This is a genomic window from Actinomycetota bacterium, from assembly GCA_030682655.1.
GTDB lineage: Bacteria > Actinomycetota > Coriobacteriia > Anaerosomatales > JAUXNU01 > JAUXNU01.
On record JAUXNU010000054.1, the window covers coordinates 53,121 to 71,950 of the forward strand.

An 18,830-nucleotide genomic window follows, 5' to 3' on the forward strand; every position below is an offset into this window, starting at 1 on the left:
CACCGGACTTGCCGGAACCGGGTTTTCGGTTATACTTTCGTGGACATTTTCGGGCTGCCTGTTGTAGGGCAGCCCGTCCGCTAGCAGGGAGAGCCGGTTAGTCGCCGGCAAAGACCCAGCAGGGAGTCCGAAGGCATGCACAAAGAGGTTGCGCTTACCCGCGAAGGCCAGGTACGGCTCGAAGAGGAACTGCACCATCTCGAGACCGTCCGTCGTCGTGAAGTCGGAGAACGCATCAAGGAAGCCAAGGAGTTCGGGGACCTGTCCGAAAACTCCGAGTACGACGATGCGAAGAACGAGCAGGCATGGGTGGAGAGCCGCATCGCCGAGGTCAATCAGATCCTCGCGCATGCGACCATCATCGAATCCCCCAAGAAGAGCGACAAGGTCGCTCTCGGTTGCCGCGTCGAGCTTCAAGACGCCGACAACAGTGACGTACACGTCTACCAGCTCGTCGGCTCGGCCGAGGCCGACCCGGCGCGCGACCGCATCTCGAACGAATCTCCCGTCGGGCAGGCGATCATGGGCTCCAAGAAGGGGCAGACCGTAAAGGTGAACACACCCTCCGGTCGAGTTCTGGAGTACACGGTCCGCAAGATCACCCGCTAGCGAATGGACGAAGTCGAGCGGACAGGTGCCCCCGAGGCCGGATCGAGTGACGATCCGTTCGCGGTCCGCCGGGCGAAGCTCGACCGTCTCAGAGAGACGGGCCAGGTTCCATACAGCTCCCGCTTCGATGTCACCGCCCGTGCCGCGTCCTTGGCCGAGAAGCACGAGTCCCTGGGTCCTGGCGAGGAGACTGGGACGGTCGTATCGGTCGCGGGACGCGTCGTGGCCAAGCGCGAGCAGGGCAAGCTCGCCTTCATCGTCATTCGCGACGCAACAGGGGATCTTCAGCTCTTCTGCCGTGTGAACGTCCTTGGCGAAGAGGATTTCGTGCGAGTGCTCGATCTTGACCTCGGCGATTGGGTCGGTGCAACCGGAATCGTCGTACGAACGCGCCGGGGAGAGCTGTCGGTCGTGCCCGCCACGGTAGAGCTCCTCTCCAAGTCGCTTCGGCCGCTTCCCGAGAAGTTCCACGGACTCACCGATACCGAGACGCGCTACAGGCAGCGCTACGTCGATCTGATCGCGAATCCGGAGGTCCGTGCCGTCTTTGAGACGCGGTTCCGCATCATTGCCGCAATCAGGCGCTTCATGGAGGACCGATCCTTCGTAGAGGTAGAGACGCCAATGCTCCACCCCATCCCTGGCGGGGCGACGGCGAGGCCCTTCGCGACGCATCACAATGCGCTCGACATGGAGTTCTTTCTGCGGATCGCGCCAGAGCTCTACCTTAAGCGTCTGCTGGTCGGCGGCTTTGAGCGCGTCTACGAGATCAACCGCTCCTTCCGCAATGAAGGCATGTCTCCCAGGCACAATCCCGAGTTCACGATGCTGGAGGCGTACCAGGCTTTCGGCGATATGGAGACGATGCGCGAGTTGACCGAGTCACTCATCACATCCGTCGCCGAGGAGGTTCTCGGCAAGCTGGAGCTTGAGTACCAGGGGACTCTGGTCTCCCTGGTATCCCCATGGCGGCAGGCTACGATGGCTGAACTTGTGAGCGAAGCGGTTGGTCGCGATGTGGGGGTGCGCACGCCCGCCGGCGAATTGGCCGGGCTGTGCGAGCAGTACGAGATTGCGGTTGAGTCCGCGTGGGGCAGCGGCAAGATCCTGAATGAACTGTTCGAGAAGCTTGTGGAGCACACGCTCGTTCAGCCGACATTCGTGACACTGTATCCTGCAGAGACCTCGCCGCTTGCCCGGCGAAACGACGATGACCCGGAGCTCACCGACCGGTTCGAACTCATTGTCACCGGCCGCGAGTTTGCAAACGCTTTCTCGGAGCTTGTCGACCCCGTCGACCAGAGGGCACGATTCGAGGCACAGGCTGCTGTGAAAGCAGCTGGCGACGACGAGGCGATGTGGGTGGACGGCGACTATCTCCGGGCACAGGAGTACGGCATGCCTCCGGCGGGTGGTCTTGGCATCGGCATCGACCGGTTGGTCATGCTTCTCACGGACTCACCATCCATCCGCGATGTGTTGTTGTTCCCGCACATGCGCCCGGAGAGCGAACGGGGCTAGGGTCGGCCACGACGGGCGCGCGCACGCTTCGGTCGCATCTGAGTCTGACGGACTCACATCATGGCATTTGACTTGCTCGATGTCCCTTGCGTTCGCCACGCGGGCACGGCAGGGCGGGTATACTAACCCTGTCAATCGAGAATCGCGGTCGCGGGACGCGGCCGATCCAGATAAAGGGGAGTTGTCCGATGTTCGAACGGTTCACAGAGAAGGCTCGCCGGGTCGTTGTGTACGCCCAGGAAGAAGCCCGGATGCTCAACCAGAACTACATCGGCACCGAGCACCTGCTGCTCGGTCTGATTCGCGAGCAGGACGGAATCGCCGCCAAGGCTCTGGAGTCGTTGAGCATCTCCCTCGAGGATGTGCACACCCAGGTCGAAGAGCTCATCGGCAGGGGGACCTTCGTGCCAACGGGTCACATCCCGTTCACCCCACGCGCGAAGAAGGTACTTGAACTCTCTTTGCGCGAGGCCCTGCAGCTGGGACACAACTACATAGGCACCGAGCACATCCTCCTCGGCTTGATTCGCGAGGGGGAGGGCGTGGCCGCGCAGGTCCTTCTGAACCTCGGAGCCGATCTGGAGAAGGTGCGGTCGGCCGTCATCCAGCTGCTGTCCGGTCACTACGGCAAGCAAGCCGAGGCCGGCGAGGAGCGCGGACGCGGCGGCACCGGTGCCTTGCTAGACGAGTTCGGTCGCAATCTCACACGCGCTGCCAAGGACGGCAAACTCGATCCCGTCATCGGTCGTGAGCGCGAGATCGAGCGCGTCATGCAGATCCTGTCGCGGCGTACGAAGAACAACCCGGTGCTCATCGGCGAGCCGGGGGTCGGCAAGACGGCCGTTGCGGAGGGTCTTGCGCAGGCAATCTCCAACGATGAGGTCCCGGAGACCATCAAGGACAAGCAACTCTACACGCTCGATCTGGCGGCGCTTGTCGCGGGCTCCAAGTACCGCGGCGAGTTCGAAGACCGTCTGAAGAAAGTCATCAAGGAGATTCGCGAGCGGGGCGACGTCATCCTATTCGTGGACGAGATGCACACGCTTGTCGGCGCTGGAGCGGCTGAAGGCGCCATCGATGCTGCGTCTATCATCAAGCCCTCTCTCGCCCGGGGCGAGCTCCAGACCATAGGCGCCACGACTCTTGACGAGTATCGCAAGTACGTCGAGAAGGATCCCGCGCTGGAGCGCCGCTTCCAGCCGATCACCGTCGGTGAACCGACCGTTGAGGAGACCGTCGAGATCCTCAAGGGCCTTCGCGATCGCTATGAAGCGCACCACCGCGTCTCGATCACCGACGCGGCCATTGATGCCGCTGCCACGCTCGCAGACCGCTACATCTCCGACCGCTTCCTACCCGACAAGGCGATCGATCTTATCGACGAGGCCGGGTCCAAGATGCGCATCAAGATGATGACCGCTCCCCCGGGTATCAAGGAGATCGAGGATCGGCTTCGCCGTGTCCGTGCCGAGAAGGAGGGTGCGATCGAGGCGCAGGAATTCGAGAAGGCTGCGAGTCTGCGCGACAAGGAGAAGCAGATCTTGACGGAGAAGCGCGGAATGGAAGAGGAGTGGCTCAAACCCGACAACCGTCGGGTGGTCGAGGTGACCGAGCGCGAGATCGCGGAGGTCGTCTCCATGTGGACCGGTGTGCCGGTCACCGCACTGACCGAGGAAGAGACCGAGAAGCTCCTGCGCATGGAAGCGAGCGTGCACGAGCGCATCGTCGGACAGGATGAGGCCGTCACCGCGGTCAGCAAGGCGATTCGTCGCGCCCGCGCCGGCCTCAAGGATCCGCGGCGTCCAGCGGGATCTTTCATCTTCCTGGGGCCCTCCGGTGTTGGGAAGACAGAGCTTGCCAAGGCTCTCGCGGAGTTCCTCTTCGGCAGTGAGGACGCGCTCATCTCGCTCGACATGTCCGAGTACATGGAGAAGCACACGGTCTCGCGCCTCATCGGATCGCCGCCCGGGTACGTTGGATTCGACGAGGGGGGGCAGCTTACCGAGCAGGTTCGGCGCAAGCCGTACTCGGTGGTCCTCTTCGATGAGATCGAGAAGGCGCATCCGGACGTCTTCAACGTCCTGCTTCAGATTCTCGAAGAGGGTCGTCTTACCGACGCGCAGGGCCGCAAGGTCGACTTCAAGAACTCGATCGTGATCATGACGAGCAACGTCGGCGCTCGCGACATCGTGAAGGGCCAGTCCCTCGGGTTCTCGGCGCAGGAGACCACCGGGTTGTCGTATGACACCCTCAAGGAGCGCGTGACCGGCGAGCTCAAGAAGATGTTCCGTCCTGAGTTCCTGAACCGCGTTGACGAGGTCATCGTCTTCCACGATCTGGACAGCGAGGAGATCAAGTCGATCGTGGACCTGATGGTCGATCGCCTTCGCGACCAGCTCCTCGTGCATGGAATGGGCCTTACGCTCACCGCGGATGCGCGCGATCTTCTTGCAGCCGAGGGCTTCGACTCTGCTCTCGGGGCGCGGCCGCTTCGCCGTGCGATACAGCGACTGCTGGAGGATCAGCTGTCCGAGCAGATTCTCGCCGGCCAGTGGCAACCCGGCGACGTCATCGAAGTGCATGTCGAGGATGGCAAGCCCTCGTTCCGAAAGGGAGAGGGAACGCCTCCGGCGAAGGCCAAGAAGGCGGAGAAGACCCCACAGCCCAGCGTCCCGAAGCGTTCGTCGTCTTCGGGTTCCGGGGCCGCCGCTGGCGGCGTTGGCGAGTAGCACGCCGTGTGCGCCAGGACGCGTACGGTCTGGCGCTGCCAGCAGTGCGGCGCGTCGGCACCGAAGTGGCTGGGGCGATGCCCCGACTGCGCCGAATACGGAACCTATGTCGAGGAGATAGAGCAGCCTTCGCACTCGGGCGGCGCTCCCTCCCGTCCCCGGGCTGCCGCCGTCACGCTTTCCGACATGGGTGCGGAGGCCGAACGACGATTGCCGACCGGAGTCATCGAACTGGACAGGGTGCTTGGCGGAGGACTTGTGGAGGGATCACTCGTTCTCATCGGCGGGGAACCCGGAATCGGCAAGTCCACACTTCTTCTGCAGGCTTCGGAGTCGCTCTCTGCGAGCGGCAAGCGGGTGCTCTACGTGTGTGGCGAGGAGTCTCCATCTCAAATCGGCATGCGCGCCCGGAGACTGGGTGTCGAGGCGGATCGCATCTCGCTGCTTCCCGAGGTCGACGTTACCGCGGTCGAAGCCGAAGTGCGAGAGACGCATCCCGACCTCGTGGTTGTGGACTCGATCCAGACTGCGTATGACCCGGAACTTGCATCCTCTCCCGGCAGCGTCGGTCAGGTTCGTGCCTGCACTGCGCGTTTGATGAGGATTGCCAAGGACCTCGGGGTGACCACGCTCATCGTCGGGCATGTGACCAAGGACGGAGCAATCGCGGGTCCCCGGGTCCTCGAGCACATGGTGGACACCGTGCTCTATTTCGAAGGCGATTCGGACCATGCGTTTCGCATAGTGCGGGCGGTCAAGAATCGCTTTGGCTCGGTCTCGGAGATCGGGATCTTCGAAATGGGTGAACGCGGGCTCACGGGCGTTGGGAATCCCTCTGCATTGCTTCTTGGCGAGAGGGCGGAACCGGTACCCGGCTCGGTCGTCATGCCGACGATGGAGGGCTCGCGGCCTTTGCTCGTAGAGGTTCAGGCACTTGTGACGCCTTCGTATCTTCAGGTGCCCAGGCGCCTCGCGACCGGCGTGGAGACATCGCGACTTCTGCAAGTGCTTGCCGTGCTCGAGCGGCGCTGCGGTCTGGTCTTGGGCTCGCACGACGTGTACGTTTCCGCGGCAGGTGGCGTGCGCATCGCGGAGCCTTCGGTGGACTTGCCGCTCGCCATCGCGGTAGCCTCGGCGCTTCGCGACACGCCTGTGCCGGTCTCGATGGCGGCCTTCGGGGAGATCGACCTGACCGGTCGCGTCAGACCGGTTCCTCACTCCGAGGCACGTTTCAAGGAGGCGGCGGGCCACGGGCTGAGGTCAGTTCTCGCCAGGGTGCCGGCCGGAGTCAGTGTGCCGCCGGGTGTTGAAGTCGCGAACGTGTCGACGCTGTCGGAAGCTCTCTCGTTGCTCACGAATCCTGCGTCGCATACCTAGCGCAGCCTTCCGGCACACGGCGACCGGCGGCCCAATCTTGGTGAACCGGCGGCAACGTGGCAGAATCAGGGTGACAGCAGCCGAGGAGACGCCGCTATGCGTGCGGGGAAGGGTGGACCGGTGGCGGGCAAGCCAGAGGACCTTCTGCGCGCGGAACTCGAGAAAGTCGCGCCGGGAACCCAGCTCCGAGAGGGGCTCGACTTCATCATCTCGGCACGCACCGGCGCGCTCATCGTCATCGGCGATGGCGCCCACGTGGACGCGCTATGCAGCGGCGGCTTCGACATCAACACGCCTTTCTCTCCCCAACGGCTGTTCGAGCTGGCCAAGATGGACGGGGCGATCATCATCGATGCGGCTTGCGAGAAGATCAGTCGCGCCAACGTTCACCTGGTTCCTGACGCGAGTCTGCCGACCACCGAGACCGGCATGCGCCATCGCACTGCCGAGCGGGTAAGTCGTCAGACCGGTGCCCTCGTGATCTCGATCTCTCAGCGCCGCGATGACGTAAGCCTCTACCTCGGCGGGAACAGAATCATCCTTCAGGAGATCGATGTCGTGCTCGCCAAGGCGAACCAGGCGCTACAGACTCTCCAGCGATATCGTGTTCGCCTCGACGAGGTCCTCGAGCGACTCACGCTTCTCGAGTTCGACGACATGGCTACGGTCGGCGACCTCATCGATGTCATCGGGCGCTTCGAGATGGTGCAGCGCGTGGCACGGGAGGTCGTGCGCTACATCGCCGAGCTCGGCACCGAGGGCCGTCTGGTCAGGATGCAGGCCGAGGAGCTTACGGCGAATGTCGACGAGGAGTACCTCCTCCTCCTGCGCGACTACGCTGCCGATCCGGCGCCGCGCAAGGCGACGGCTATCCGCAACCAGTTGGTGGCACTCAGCACCGAGCAGCTTCTGGAAGCCGAACCCGTGGCCGAGGCCCTTGGACTCTCGGCGGATTCGCGGGGCGCCGAAGACCATGTCGCCTCACGGGGCTACCGGGTGCTTCGTCGCATCCCTGCTCTGCCCGGTTCGGTTGTCAATCGCATTGTGGAGCGGTTTGGCAGTGTGCCACGTCTCGTGCTTGCCAGCGAGGACGACCTGGACGAGGTCGACGGCGTAGGTGCGCGCAGGGCGAAGGCGATCCGTGAGGGTCTATCACGGATGAGAACGCACCTCGCCGGGTGACATCCCAAGGGGTTTGAGCTGCGCAAACACGCTGGTGTTTGCTGGGTCTGCACTGCGAGATGTGGTAGAATCCACATGTCGGTCCGCGCCCGGCGGGCCCTGTCTCTCGGGGGAGGTGAAGGACGCGCGTGCGCGTGCGCACGTGAGCTCCATAGAAGATGATCGTCCAAATCACCCGGTTCGTGTTCACCACGGCGGGCGCGTTGGGCGGGTATGCGGTATCAGGATATATCGATTGGTCGGCCACCACTGGTTTCCCCCCTTATCTCGTCATCCTAATCCTCCTCATCCTTGGCACGGCCATCGGGTACGTCCTGGGCGGCATCATGGGCCGCGAATTCACTATCGCCTACTCGCATGCAGAGAATCGCCTTCGCGATCTATCGCCAGCGGATATCACGCTTGGTGTCATCGGCCTCGTCATCGGCCTGGTTGTGGCGTTCCTTGCCTCTGCCCCGCTTCGCTTTGTGCAGCCGGTCTGGCTTGCCGTCTCGGCGATGGTACTGCTGTTCGTGTTGTGCGCGGCACTAGGCGTGCGCGTCGCCCTGCTCAAACGCGATGACGTCATGTCGGTATTCCCGCGACTGAACCCCACCGGTACCGATGCGGGCCCGAATCCGGCTGTCCCCGCGAAGCTGCTTGACACAAGTGCCATCATCGACGGGCGCTACGCCGAGCTTGTGGAGCTGGGGGTCCTCGAGGGGACGCTGCGCGTTCCGCGCTTTGTGCTGGTCGAGCTTCAGACCCTTGCGGACTCCGCTGACGATTCGAAGCGCTCCAGGGGCCGTCGTGGGCTCGATCTTCTTGCGCGGCTGCAGGGAACGAATGCTCCACAGATATTCGAGGCAGACTATCCGACTTCACCAGATGTCGATGCCAAGCTTCTGCGACTTGCCGAGGACAGTGGTGGCGCACTCATCACCGTTGACTACAACCTCACGAAGGTCGCCAGAGCGCGCGGGATTGCCGCCATCAACCTCAATGAGATCGCGGCCTCGCTCAAGCCTTCGCACTTGCCGGGGGAGAAGCTCATGCTGAAGGTTGCCCGGGAGGGAAAGGAAGCCGGTCAGGGAGTTGGCTACCTCGAGGACGGCACGATGGTCGTCATCCAGGACGCACAGGACAAGGTCGGTCGTACTGCCGAGGTGGAAGTCACGTCCGTTCTGCAGACTTCGGCCGGACGCATGGTGTTCTCCCGATTCTGTGGCCTGGCCGAGGACCGGACCGATGACTGACGGCGCAGGTCAGCCCTCAGTTGTCGCGCTGATAGTCGCCGGTGGAACCGGCGAACGGTTCGGCCGCGAGGAGGGAAAGCAGCTCGTCGAGGCGGGATGTGCGCCGGTTCTCGGGCACACGGTGCGCGCCTTCGACCGGGCCGAGAGCGTCGATGCCATCATCGTTGTGGCGCACCCGGAGCAGCTCGATGAGTACCGGGCAGCAGCCGAGCAACACGTGGAAGCGACACGGCTCATCGGAGTAGTCCCTGGTGGTGACACGAGGCAGGACTCGGTACGACACGGACTGTCGGCGGTTCCGGCGAGTGCGCGGACGATCATCGTGCACGATGGCGCGCGCCCTCTCATCACTCCCGAGGTCATCGATTCTGCGGTGACGCTCCTGGAGTCATCGTCCGATAGCGAGGGCGTCGTCGTTGGGCACCCCGCATTCGACACGCTCAAGGTAGTGGACGGCAACAGGGTAGTCGTCACGCCCGATCGAGGAGAGTACTGGGTTGCACAGACCCCGCAGGTGTTCCGGGCCGAGGTGCTTCGGTCGGCGTACTCGCGGGCACAAGAAGAGGGGCTTGAGGGCACTGACGATGCATCGCTTGTCGAAGCGGCTGGAGGTCGAGTGGTGATGCTCGAAGGTCCACGAGACAATCTGAAGGTGACGGTGGCCGAGGACCTGGCGGTCGTCGAGGCATTGCTTGCATGCAGGGAAGGTGAGTGACTTGAGCGCAACCCGTGTGGGAATCGGCTACGACGTTCATGCGTTCGTCGAAGGCCGCCCACTTGTCCTTGGCGGGATTGAGATTCCCCACGACCTCGGACTCGTGGGCCATTCCGATGCGGATGTCCTGGTCCATGCGCTAATGGATGCGATTCTCGGCGCGATTCGAGCGGGCGACATCGGCCAGCACTTTCCAGATACGGATTCCGAGTACGCCGGGGCTTCAAGCATCGCGCTGCTCGAACGGGTGGCCGAGATCATGCGCAAGGCCGGGTGGCGCCTTGTCGATGCCGACACCGTGCTCGTGCTGGAGCGGCCCAAGATGGCGCCGTATCGTCAGGAGATGCGCGCACGCCTTGCGTCGGCGATGGCGGTGCCGGTCGATGCGATCGGCGTCAAGGCGACCACCACCGAGGGTTTGGGGGCGACGGGGCGCGGCGAGGGCGCAGAGGCGTACGCAGTCGTTATGTTGGAGAGAGTCGAGCAGTGAGCGACCGGCTGCGCTTCTCGCCCGCACCGACGGGCCTCTTGCACATCGGAGGGACGCGGACCTCGCTATTCAACTGGGGCACGGAGCGGTCTTGTGAGCGCTTGAGTCGCGCGGCAGGCTCAGCGATGATGTGACACATACTCCGAGGAGCTATTCGTCCGGCCGGACGAGCGCCGCTCGCCCGCAAAGGAGAGCCTGGAACCATGCTCGATCGCATCCGAGAGGACATACGCGCCGTCAAGGAACGTGACCCGGCGGCCACATCAACGTTGAACGTGCTGCTGAACTACCCGGGGCTGCATGCGATCTGGTGGCACCGGGTGACCCGCTGGCTGCACGTTCATGGCCGCGTCACCTTCGCAAGATGGCTGAGTCAGCAGGCCCGCTTCTACACGGGCATCGAAATCCACCCCGGGGCAACGATCGGGAGGAGGTTCTTCATCGACCACGGCATGGGTGTCGTGATCGGGGAGACGACGGTCATCCACGAGGATGTGACCGTGTACCAGGGTGTCACGCTCGGAGGTACCGGCAAGGAAAAGGGCAAGCGTCACCCGACCCTTGAGGACTGCGTGGTCGTCGGTGTGGGGTCGACCGTCCTTGGCGATATCGTGATCGGGAAGGGTTCGAAGGTCGGCGGAGGTGCGGTTGTGATTGCGGACGTCCCGCCGAACTGCACGGTCGTCGGTGTGCCCGGTCGCATTGTCGTTCGCGAGGGCGAGCGCATCGAGACCGTCGACCTGCATCACGAGGACCTGCCCGACCCGGTCGTCGAGATGTTCCGCTGCATACAGCGTCGGATCGACCGTCTCGAAGCGCGTGTCGCGCAGGACGAGGCGGAGATGGGCGGGCGCGAGCCGGCGGACCGGGCTGTCGAGCCGACATCCCCCGACGTCGACACCGGCGCGGCACGCGACCTCTGACACTGTCCCCGGACGGAGAAGGATCATGACGATTCGTCTGTACAACACATTTACGCGCGCCAAGGAAGAACTCACGCCACGTGACCCCGGCAAGATCGCGATGTACGTGTGCGGTCCGACCGTCTACAACCACATCCACATCGGAAATGCGCGAACGTTCCTGTCGTTCGATGTGATTCGTCGCTACCTGACCTTCGCCGGGTATGACGTCACTTTCGTCCGCAACATCACCGATGTCGACGACAAGATCATCAATCGTGCAGCCGAGGAAGGCCGAAGCGCCCGCGAGGTAGCCACCGAGTACACGAAGGCGTTTCTCGACGGGATGGATGCGCTCGGGGTCGAACGTCCCACTGCCGAGCCGAAGGCGACGGAGACCGTTCCCGAGATGATCGAGATGATTCTGACGCTCATCGACAAAGGCCATGCCTACGCGGTGGACGGGGACGTCTACTTCTCTGTCCGGTCATTCCCCGGCTACGGGAAGCTGTCCGGCCGCGACATCGAAGAGATGAACGCGGGCGCCCGCGTCGATGTTGACGAGCGCAAGCGCGACCCGCTGGACTTCGCGCTCTGGAAAGCCGCCAAGCCGGGGGAGCCGCACTGGCCGTCGCCGTGGGGCGAGGGTAGACCCGGCTGGCATATCGAGTGTTCGGTGATGTCCACCGGTGAACTCGGTCTGACGTTCGACATCCACGGGGGCGGCTCAGATCTCGTGTTCCCGCACCACGAGAACGAGGTCGCTCAAGCCGAGGCCGCTACCGGAGTCCCGTTCGCGACCTACTGGATGCACGGCGGGATGCTTCAGATCAACGCGGAGAAGATGAGCAAGTCCCTCGGCAACTTCACACTGCTCAAGGACGTGCTCGGAGCGTATCCCGCGCCGATCATCCGACTGCTGATGCTTCAGACGCACTACCGTAGCCCGCTGGACTTCTCTACGGAGCGTCTCGAGGAGGCCCGCTCGGCCTACGACCGCATCGCTACGCTAGGGCGCAACGTGCGTTGGGCTCGCGGGACAACGCCCATGATAGAGGGCGCGGCCGCATCAGCCGAGCGCTCACTGGGCCAGGCTCTGGAGGAAGCACGCGCCAAGTTCGCCCAGGAGATGGACGATGACTTCAACACGGCCGGGGCTCTCGGAGCGATCTTCGAGCTCGCGAAGGCCGCCAACACGTTTCTGTCAGAGAACCAGGAGCGCCTGTCGGCAGCGGACCTGCGTCTCCTTGGCGATGCCGAGGAGACGATAGTCGAGCTCCTCGGCGTACTGGGCGTATTGGTTGTCGATCCCGGCACTGCTGACACGGCACCCACCGAGGTGGTCGGCCTCGCAGCGGAGCTGGCCGGCTATGCGGGGTCCGATCCTCACGAGGCTGTGCGGGCCCTTCTGGCGGCACGGGAAGCCGCAAGGACCGAACGCAACTGGGCGGCCGCCGATGCGGTGCGCAACGGGCTTACCGAACTCGGCTATCAAGTCGAAGACACGGCACAGGGTGCGCGAGTGACCTACGTACCGAAGGGGTAGGGGGCGATGGCCGACATCATCGAAGGCCGTCACGCCGTGCATGAGGCGCTGGTTTCCGGCATGCCCGCCGTTCGAGTCCTGCTGGCCGACGGCGCGCGTCCGGGCGAAGCCGTCGACGAGATCTTGTCGGCCGCTCGCGCTGCCGGGGTTCCGGTGGCGCACGTCTCCCGTTCGGTTCTCGACAAGATGAGCGTCCGCGGCGCGCACCAAGGTGCGATGGCCGAGGTGAGACCGTTTGCGTTCGTGCCCCTTGAGGAAGTGATCGCTGCTGCAGCCAATGAGCCCAGCGCCCTCATCATTGCGCTCGATCACGTGCTCGACCCCCAGAACCTCGGCGCGGTCGTGCGATCGGCCGAGGTCGTGGGGGCCCGGGCGGTCCTCGTGCCCAAGAAGCGGACGGCTGCGATCGGCCCGGCAGCATTCAAGGCCTCAGCCGGGGCGATCGCGCACACTCCGATCGTCCGCGAGCCCAACCTGGTGCGGGCCCTCGTTCGACTCCAGGAGGCCGGGTGGTGGATCGCCGGAGCGTCTGAGGCCGCCCCGGACACGGTCTGGGATGCGCCGATGGAGGGACGCATCGTTCTCGTCATGGGTTCCGAGGAAAGCGGTCTGGCCCGGTTGACCGCCGAAACATGTGACTTCCTTGTGCGTCTTCCCGTTGCGGGGCGTGTAGGATCCCTCAACGTCGCGCAGGCTGCCACTGCGCTGGCGTTCGAGTGGGTACGCCGAGGTAGAACAGGGCGTTGACGCAGTGACCCGCCGATCGCTGATCGTGGACGGCTACAACGTCCTGCGTTCAACGCCTCGCTACTCAACGTATGCTGACCGCGATCTCGAGTCGGCGCGGGCGCGTCTCGTAGCCGACGTCGCAGCTTTCGCCAAGGGTGGTGATTGGGATGCGCACGTCGTGTTTGACGGAGCGCTCAACCCGGACTCAACCGGCGAGGCGCATGAAGCCGTCGGTATCCAAGTGGTGTTCTCGGCATACGGTCGGGATGCCGACTCGGCGATCGAGGACATGGCGTCGCGGTGCGTGTCCGCCGGTAGGGATGTCACGGTTGTCACATCGGACGCCGAGACCCAGTGGGTCGTCATGGGTCAGGGCGCGACCCGCATGTCCTCGGCGGAGTTTGTGTCGGAACTGGGCGATGCCGAGGTCGACTGGAGGGCGGCCAACCCATCGGGAAGCAAGAGCGTGACTCTCGACCGGCTTCTTGACGACGCGACGCGCCGTGCTCTCTCTCGTTGGGCACGCGGCGAGCACTAGTGTCGCCACCCGTATCACGCCGAATGGCGGCGGGAAAGCGCGCAATCCAAGTGGCTCAGACTTCTTCAGCCTTGGGGAGATTCGTTGACAGGCAGGGATTGCCACCAATATGTTCTGAGAGGCACTTGTCATGCGCCTGTGCCAGAGGCGCTATTCCTTCCCCTTCATTTGCCTGGGGGAAATCGGGAGGGATTGTGATTGGAAGCACAAGTCCGTGTCGCGCATTTCGCTCCTAACAACGGGCGCGGCACAGAGTTGGCTCTCGTAAGGGCCGCTCAAGCGGGGGACCAGAGAGCGTCCTCCGAATTGATCCGGAAGTATCGAAGCCTGGTGCGCTGCAAGGCGCGTTCGTACTTTCTGGTTGGCGGGGATCGCGAGGATGTCATCCAAGAGGGACTGATTGGCCTGTTCAAGGCCATTCGTGACTATGATCCCTCACGCCAATCGAGCTTCCGTTCGTTTGCGGAGCTCTGCGTCACACGTCAGATGATCACTGCGATCAAGACGGCCACGCGTCAGAAGCATGCCCCCCTGAACACGTATGTCTCTCTATCGCGTTCGGCTGCTTCCGACGACGAGGGTGAGCGCCTTCTTACCGACATCCTCGCCGCCAAGGAGGTCTGCGATCCCGCCGATATCGTTATCTCGGCGTGGGAAGGGGACCGCATCCGGCGCGGCTTCTGCGAGGCGCTTTCTTCTTTCGAGGCGCAGGTGTTGCGGCTGTACATGGAGGGCTGCTCATACCAGGAGATCGCGGAGCGTCTCGGGCGGCATGCCAAGTCCGTGGACAACGCTCTCCAGCGCGTGAAGCGCAAGATCGAGTCCCAGATCGATCGCTGTCGCGCCTGTTAGTGGGTAGCACGCTCCCGTCGGCTCCGTCTACAATAGGCGCGCGCTGGCGTAGCTCAATGGCAGAGCAACTGCCTTGTAAGCAGTAGGTTGTGGGTTCGACTCCCTCCGCCAGCTCCATATGCACGCTTGTCGAACGGCCCGGGGAGATCCGGGCCGTTCGTGTAGGCCGGCGGACCTACTCTCCGCGCGAAAGAGGAGGCACGGGGTTTAGCCCCTGCTTCCACAGTACTTCGATGACCTCGACGGGTCCCGCGATGTTCTTGAGCTCGAACTCGCCGTGACTGTGGGTTTCGATATTCGCTGCCGAGGAGATGCTGATCACCGAGCGGGCCACGTAGATCTGCCCGCCGTCGGCCAGGTTCATGACTCGTGCGGCAAGATTGAGCGCATTGCCGATGAATGGTCGACCACCCTTGTCCAGTACGACCTCTCCATCTGCCATTCCCACCCGGATGACGATGTCGCGCTCACCCTCATGTGTGCGGTTGTGTTCGTCAAGTGTTTGCTGCATGGCCACGGCGGCGTACATGGCATCCGTTGGTGAGTCGAATGAGGCTACGAGCCCGTCGCCCCCCGTTGACTTCCCCTTGCCGTGATGACTTGTGATTACGGGGAGCAGCAGGTCCCGATGGCGTTGGATGTTCTTGGCCGATGCGACGCTTCCTTCTTCCTCGGTCATCTTCGAGAACGACTTCATGTCGGTGATCATGACGGTCGCCTGGACCGTGTGCTTGGCCGTCAACTGATCCTCGGCTGTTGCGATCAGGCGCAGGAGCTCGTCTACGTCGGCGTCCTCGGCCGAAAGCGAGCCGGGTTGGACGGTTCCCTCTTGTGGCTTCGTTGTGGGAGGGAACAGGAGCTCCCACGTGCCGATTGCGACGAGCGCCACAATCAGCGAGAGACCGGCTGCCGCCCCGAGACTTCCATAGTCGGGCGGATTGGGCGCGAACATGCTCAGTGCAAGCATGCTCGTGATCGCCAGCGTGCCGACTCCGGCTACGGCGGCTACAAGACCGAAGAGCAGTCGACGTTTACTGTCCGCGGGACGCTTCACGAGGCCCGCCACCGCTGCCCCCAGACCCCACAACACCGGTTGCACGGCGAGCAGTGCAACCCCTCGGATTCCGGAGAACCCACCGAGCAACGCGCCTGGTTCCACAGCACCCACGGCGCCGGGGATCCATCCGAATGCGAGCAGGTTAGTGTCTCCGGCGAAGGACACGAGCGGTTCAAGAGGGCCTCCCGTGGAGACTATGCCGATGGTCTCACGCCCCGCTACGAGCCCGGCTGCCTGGAGTGCGAGTACTGCGAGCAGGGCCGCGACCGCGCCTTCGGATGCACCGAACACATAGCCCGCCACGATCGCGGGTGCCCACACGGGTCCTCCGGACGCGCACATGAAGGCCAGCATGATGAGGAGGAACACGCGGCCGTTGTCCTGGCCGAGGTAACCGACTGATGCAAACCCGATGACGAGGAACGCAGCGCCAAGGAGGAAGTCCGCTGCGAGAACCGGCAACGACAGGGCGACCAGAGCCACGAGTACTGCGATGCCAGGAGACAGCAGTGAGACGACACCAGTGGCGACCGCGAGTGCGTACCCGCCGGCGGTAGGCCTGAACTGCATCGCGCTCAGGGCCCATCCCGTCGTGGTCGCGAAGGCGATGGCCCGGGTCCAGCGAAGCACCTGGGCGTTGCTCTTCAACGTTCGCTGCATTATTGAGGTCTCCCTTTGGGGGTCGTCATGACGGCTGGGTAGACACCGAGGCGATCACGAACGCCCAGCCGAGAACGGAGATCGCGAGTCCGGCGGCCGCTATGATCATCTGACGGGCCTTCTCATCTTCCGGTCGTCTGAAGGCCAACACGACGCGTGGCAGGAACGGCGCGACGAGAGCGGCGGGGCTCACGAAGATGGCAAGCATGAGGGCTGCACCGCGTTCGATCATCCCGGCGACCCTTGCTGTGTCGTAGGGGAGGATCTCGAGATTCCATGTGTTGGGGCCGAATGTGTTCGAGACCTCGAACACGACAATCGAACCCATGAAGGTGACCAGGATAGTGGCGCACGCCAGTGCGATCCAGACAGGATCGAGCGTCATGCCGAGCGTCGTCACAGCATCTATCGTTACCGATGACGTTGCCACGAGCACGAGTGCGACGAGAGACAGGATGTGCAGCGCCTGATCGATGAGGAAGATCGAGAGACCGCTCAGCCTGGTGGAGGCGCGGGCCCCGATTGTGATGATCTCGATGAGTGTATGTGCACCCATGGCGAGTGCGATGATGTACCAAAGCGTCCCAAGGTCTTCAAAGAGGATCGCCGACGTGCTCACGCCGATGATGGAGACGTGCGCCAGGAGGCCGTACACCCCCTTGCGCTTGGCGGCGACAAGGCGTCCAGGCTGAAAGACGAAGTCTCCCAGCAGGTGACCGAGGTACAGATTGAGCAGCAGCGTCATGCGGTCTCCGTGAGGCATCCTTACTAGCATTGTGCATGAACACGTGGCGCTCGTCTGCTATAAAGGGCTAAGAGATGAATGCGGCAAGCACACGTTTCGTTCCTGCGAGCGTCGAGGAGGTCCCGCGATGGGTCACGAGGAGTTCCTGGCCAAGGTACCCATATTCTCGAACTGCACACATGAGGAGATTCAGGCGATCGTGAGCGTGGCTCAGGAGAGTGGGTTCCAGCCCGGGCAGATCATCGTGACTCAGGGCACTCCGGGTCAGGCGTTCTACCTGATTCTCGCCGGTCGGGTTGAGATCCTCCGCGACGGGCAGTCGCTCGGGGCGTTTGGCCAGGGTGATTTCTTCGGGGAGATGTCCCTTCTCGATCAGGCGCCCCGGTCGGCGACGATCAAGGCCATCGACTACACGAACTGCCTCATGCTCTCAAGCTGGGACTTCAAGGCCTTGCTCGAGAAGTATCCCTCGATAGCCATCAAGCTGCTCGAAGTCCTGTCCCGGCGGCTGCGCGTTGCCGACGAGCGTCTGGGTCGCTGACCGGCGCTCTTGATACGTGAGGGGGGCCTGGATGTCGACGTTGTCCGGCGCACAGCTCCTGCAGGGCGTCGCTGATCGTATCATCGTTCGATACCTCGGGGTTGCGGGCTACAGAGACATCTCCCGTCAGGGTGGGGGCACCGTTGCCGACGGCTCAGTTGGCTGCGACATCACCTATCGTCAGGGCGACCGCGCCGTGAAGGCGAAGGTCAAGCCAGATGCCTATTTCGGAACGGACTTGGCCAAGGTGTCGGACCGCTCGCTCCCGTTCTACCGGGCTGAGACCGGCCACTACGCTTTCGAGTCGATTGCGGATCCGTCAACGCGCGAGCCCGGTTGGATGTTCAACTCACGAGCCGACGAGCTCTTCTACTACTACATCGCGCTCACCCAAACGGAGGAGGAGATATCGGCTCTTCTCTCCGAGCCCGACGAAGTGTTCTTCTCCGAGCTCGGGGTTGAGCGTGACGAGTTGCGCGTCCTGCCGATGCCGTCCACGCAGGCGTGGTTCGAAGCGAACTACGAAGACTACGCTCCGCGGCCCGTTGCGATAGGGAATCGGTCAGCGTGGTACCGGTTGATTCCCTGTTCAGACATCGATCGCTCCGTTCGGGGTATCAAGAGATTGGGAGCGGTCTTCCACGCTCTCTGATTGGCACGAGCCTGCCTCCTAGGGGGCCTGGTCTTGAGTCCGGAAGATAGGTACGCCCGGCACCGTTGTCGTCGTTGACACTCGCGAAAGCGATAGAGTACTATCCGTATGCCTTTCACCCAGGCAAAGCAACTTGAAAAGTGTACACAGGCGGTTCCTTTTTTTTGTGGGGGTGTGCCCGAGTGGCTAAAGGGGACGGGCTGTAAACCCGTTGGCTAAGCCTACCTTGGTTCGAATCCAAGCGCCCCCACCAGCAAGGATTTCTCGGGGAGTCTCCCCGTGCAGTCGACGCCCACATAGCTCAGTCGGCAGAGCACTTCCTTGGTAAGGAAGAGGTCACCGGTTCAAGTCCGGTTGTGGGCTCCATGGCGCAAAGTGCCGGTCGGCCGCTGGTCGTACCGGCTTCCGGCGGTGTAGCTCAGCGGCTAGAGCACACGGTTCATACCCGTGGAGTCACTGGTTCAAATCCAGTCACCGCTACCAGGCATCACGCGCGACGATCGGTCGCGCTAGGTATATGAACGAGCAATGCGTACGAGAATATCCGAGGACGGGTCGCGGTCGGCCGAAGCGGCCGATTCCGTCGGGAGCTCTCGAAGGAGGAGACTCATGGCGAAGAAGAAGTTCGAGCGCACCAAGCCGCACGTGAACGTCGGCACCATCGGTCACGTCGACCATGGCAAGACCACGCTGACCGCGGCGATCACCAAGACGCTTGCCGAGAAGGGCTGGGCGGACTTCACTCCGTTC

The 18,830-nt window shown here is 63.3% G+C and carries 18 protein-coding genes, 4 tRNA genes and 1 pseudogene; 21 read left to right on the top strand and 2 right to left on the bottom strand.

Annotated elements, in window-relative coordinates; translation table 11 throughout:
• Positions 1–135 precede the first annotated feature (135 nt).
• The 15 genes and pseudogenes from greA (at position 136) to Q8K99_03340 (ending at position 14,542) form a co-directional block, all read left to right on the top strand.
• Positions 136–609: a transcription elongation factor GreA gene (greA, locus tag Q8K99_03270; protein ID MDP2181573.1), complete on the top strand. Its 474-nt coding sequence runs from the start codon at positions 136–138 to the stop codon at positions 607–609.
• A 3-nt stretch (positions 610–612) separates the two neighbouring features.
• Positions 613–2,130, top strand: coding sequence for a lysine--tRNA ligase (gene lysS / locus Q8K99_03275; GenBank protein MDP2181574.1), 1,518 nt, complete (start codon positions 613–615; stop codon positions 2,128–2,130).
• A 188-nt stretch (positions 2,131–2,318) separates the two neighbouring features.
• Positions 2,319–4,859: an ATP-dependent Clp protease ATP-binding subunit gene (locus Q8K99_03280; GenBank protein ID MDP2181575.1), complete on the top strand. Its 2,541-nt coding sequence runs from the start codon at positions 2,319–2,321 to the stop codon at positions 4,857–4,859.
• Between the two features lie 6 nt (positions 4,860–4,865).
• A complete protein-coding gene (gene radA / locus Q8K99_03285; GenBank protein MDP2181576.1) occupies positions 4,866–6,236 on the top strand; it encodes a DNA repair protein RadA in 1,371 nt (456 codons plus the stop codon).
• A 96-nt stretch (positions 6,237–6,332) separates the two neighbouring features.
• Complete coding sequence (gene disA, locus Q8K99_03290) at positions 6,333–7,418, top strand: DNA integrity scanning diadenylate cyclase DisA (protein ID MDP2181577.1); 1,086 nt, start codon at positions 6,333–6,335, stop codon at positions 7,416–7,418.
• Positions 7,419–7,576: 158 nt separating this feature from the next.
• Positions 7,577–8,653 (top strand): TRAM domain-containing protein, encoded by a 1,077-nt coding sequence (locus Q8K99_03295; GenBank protein ID MDP2181578.1) that lies wholly within the window; start codon positions 7,577–7,579, stop codon positions 8,651–8,653.
• The gene (gene ispD, locus Q8K99_03300; protein ID MDP2181579.1) at positions 8,646–9,368 is read left to right on the top strand and encodes a 2-C-methyl-D-erythritol 4-phosphate cytidylyltransferase; all 723 of its coding nucleotides are present in this window, start codon (positions 8,646–8,648) and stop codon (positions 9,366–9,368) included. Before Q8K99_03295 ends, ispD begins: the two co-directional genes overlap by 8 nt.
• Position 9,369: 1 nt before the next feature.
• Positions 9,370–9,858 (top strand): 2-C-methyl-D-erythritol 2,4-cyclodiphosphate synthase, encoded by a 489-nt coding sequence (ispF, locus tag Q8K99_03305; protein ID MDP2181580.1) that lies wholly within the window; start codon positions 9,370–9,372, stop codon positions 9,856–9,858.
• Positions 9,855–9,935, top strand: a pseudogene (locus Q8K99_03310) (glutamate--tRNA ligase family protein). The gene ispF and the pseudogene Q8K99_03310 overlap by 4 nt, the downstream one beginning before the upstream one ends.
• A 126-nt stretch (positions 9,936–10,061) precedes the next feature.
• A complete protein-coding gene (gene cysE, locus Q8K99_03315) occupies positions 10,062–10,781 on the top strand; it encodes a serine O-acetyltransferase (protein ID MDP2181581.1) in 720 nt (239 codons plus the stop codon).
• Positions 10,782–10,806: 25 nt separating this feature from the next.
• Entirely contained in the window at positions 10,807–12,306 is a 1,500-nt protein-coding gene (gene cysS, locus Q8K99_03320; GenBank protein ID MDP2181582.1) for a cysteine--tRNA ligase, read from the top strand.
• Positions 12,307–12,312: 6 nt separating this feature from the next.
• Entirely contained in the window at positions 12,313–13,053 is a 741-nt protein-coding gene (gene rlmB / locus Q8K99_03325; protein ID MDP2181583.1) for a 23S rRNA (guanosine(2251)-2'-O)-methyltransferase RlmB, read from the top strand.
• Between the two features lie 4 nt (positions 13,054–13,057).
• Positions 13,058–13,573 (top strand): NYN domain-containing protein, encoded by a 516-nt coding sequence (locus Q8K99_03330; protein MDP2181584.1) that lies wholly within the window; start codon positions 13,058–13,060, stop codon positions 13,571–13,573.
• A gap of 255 nt (positions 13,574–13,828) precedes the next feature.
• Positions 13,829–14,425 (top strand): RNA polymerase sporulation sigma factor SigH, encoded by a 597-nt coding sequence (gene sigH / locus Q8K99_03335; protein MDP2181585.1) that lies wholly within the window; start codon positions 13,829–13,831, stop codon positions 14,423–14,425.
• Between the two features lie 42 nt (positions 14,426–14,467).
• Positions 14,468–14,542, top strand: a tRNA-Thr gene (locus Q8K99_03340).
• 58 nt (positions 14,543–14,600) lie between these two features.
• Here the strand turns inward: Q8K99_03340 and Q8K99_03345 are convergent.
• Together Q8K99_03345 and Q8K99_03350 are read right to left on the bottom strand one after the other, a co-directional pair.
• Positions 14,601–16,142 (bottom strand): adenylate/guanylate cyclase domain-containing protein, encoded by a 1,542-nt coding sequence (locus Q8K99_03345; GenBank protein ID MDP2181586.1) that lies wholly within the window; start codon positions 16,140–16,142, stop codon positions 14,601–14,603.
• A gap of 25 nt (positions 16,143–16,167) precedes the next feature.
• Positions 16,168–16,887: a DUF3307 domain-containing protein gene (locus Q8K99_03350; GenBank protein MDP2181587.1), complete on the bottom strand. Its 720-nt coding sequence runs from the start codon at positions 16,885–16,887 to the stop codon at positions 16,168–16,170.
• Between the two features lie 127 nt (positions 16,888–17,014).
• On the opposite strand from Q8K99_03350, the gene Q8K99_03355 reads away from it, so the two are divergent.
• From Q8K99_03355 to Q8K99_03380, 6 genes are all read left to right on the top strand, one after another.
• The gene (locus Q8K99_03355) at positions 17,015–17,428 is read left to right on the top strand and encodes a cyclic nucleotide-binding domain-containing protein (GenBank protein MDP2181588.1); all 414 of its coding nucleotides are present in this window, start codon (positions 17,015–17,017) and stop codon (positions 17,426–17,428) included.
• A gap of 31 nt (positions 17,429–17,459) precedes the next feature.
• Positions 17,460–18,080 (top strand): hypothetical protein, encoded by a 621-nt coding sequence (locus Q8K99_03360; GenBank protein ID MDP2181589.1) that lies wholly within the window; start codon positions 17,460–17,462, stop codon positions 18,078–18,080.
• Positions 18,081–18,248: 168 nt separating this feature from the next.
• A tRNA-Tyr gene (locus tag Q8K99_03365) sits at positions 18,249–18,333 on the top strand.
• Between the two features lie 37 nt (positions 18,334–18,370).
• Positions 18,371–18,446, top strand: a tRNA-Thr gene (locus Q8K99_03370).
• A gap of 41 nt (positions 18,447–18,487) precedes the next feature.
• Positions 18,488–18,563 (top strand) — tRNA-Met (locus Q8K99_03375).
• A 126-nt stretch (positions 18,564–18,689) separates the two neighbouring features.
• The coding region (locus tag Q8K99_03380) for a GTP-binding protein (protein ID MDP2181590.1) at positions 18,690–18,830 on the top strand (141 nt) is incomplete at its 3' end.

Excerpts from the sequence above, each read along its gene's own strand:
- Q8K99_03295 (MDP2181578.1), top strand. The coding sequence starts at position 7,577 with ATGATCGTCCAAATCACCCGGTTCGTGTTCACCACGGCGGGCGCGTTG.
- greA (MDP2181573.1), top strand. The coding sequence starts at position 136 with ATGCACAAAGAGGTTGCGCTTACCCGCGAAGGCCAGGTACGGCTCGAA.
- Q8K99_03355 (MDP2181588.1), top strand. The coding sequence starts at position 17,015 with ATGGGTCACGAGGAGTTCCTGGCCAAGGTACCCATATTCTCGAACTGC.
- Q8K99_03345 (MDP2181586.1), bottom strand. The coding sequence starts at position 16,142 with ATGCAGCGAACGTTGAAGAGCAACGCCCAGGTGCTTCGCTGGACCCGG.
- rlmB (MDP2181583.1), top strand. The coding sequence starts at position 12,313 with ATGGCCGACATCATCGAAGGCCGTCACGCCGTGCATGAGGCGCTGGTT.
- disA (MDP2181577.1), top strand. The coding sequence starts at position 6,333 with ATGCGTGCGGGGAAGGGTGGACCGGTGGCGGGCAAGCCAGAGGACCTT.
- ispD (MDP2181579.1), top strand. The coding sequence starts at position 8,646 with ATGACTGACGGCGCAGGTCAGCCCTCAGTTGTCGCGCTGATAGTCGCC.
- Q8K99_03350 (MDP2181587.1), bottom strand. The coding sequence starts at position 16,887 with ATGACGCTGCTGCTCAATCTGTACCTCGGTCACCTGCTGGGAGACTTC.
- lysS (MDP2181574.1), top strand. The coding sequence starts at position 613 with ATGGACGAAGTCGAGCGGACAGGTGCCCCCGAGGCCGGATCGAGTGAC.
- cysE (MDP2181581.1), top strand. The coding sequence starts at position 10,062 with ATGCTCGATCGCATCCGAGAGGACATACGCGCCGTCAAGGAACGTGAC.
- cysS (MDP2181582.1), top strand. The coding sequence starts at position 10,807 with ATGACGATTCGTCTGTACAACACATTTACGCGCGCCAAGGAAGAACTC.
- Q8K99_03360 (MDP2181589.1), top strand. The coding sequence starts at position 17,460 with ATGTCGACGTTGTCCGGCGCACAGCTCCTGCAGGGCGTCGCTGATCGT.
- Q8K99_03280 (MDP2181575.1), top strand. The coding sequence starts at position 2,319 with ATGTTCGAACGGTTCACAGAGAAGGCTCGCCGGGTCGTTGTGTACGCC.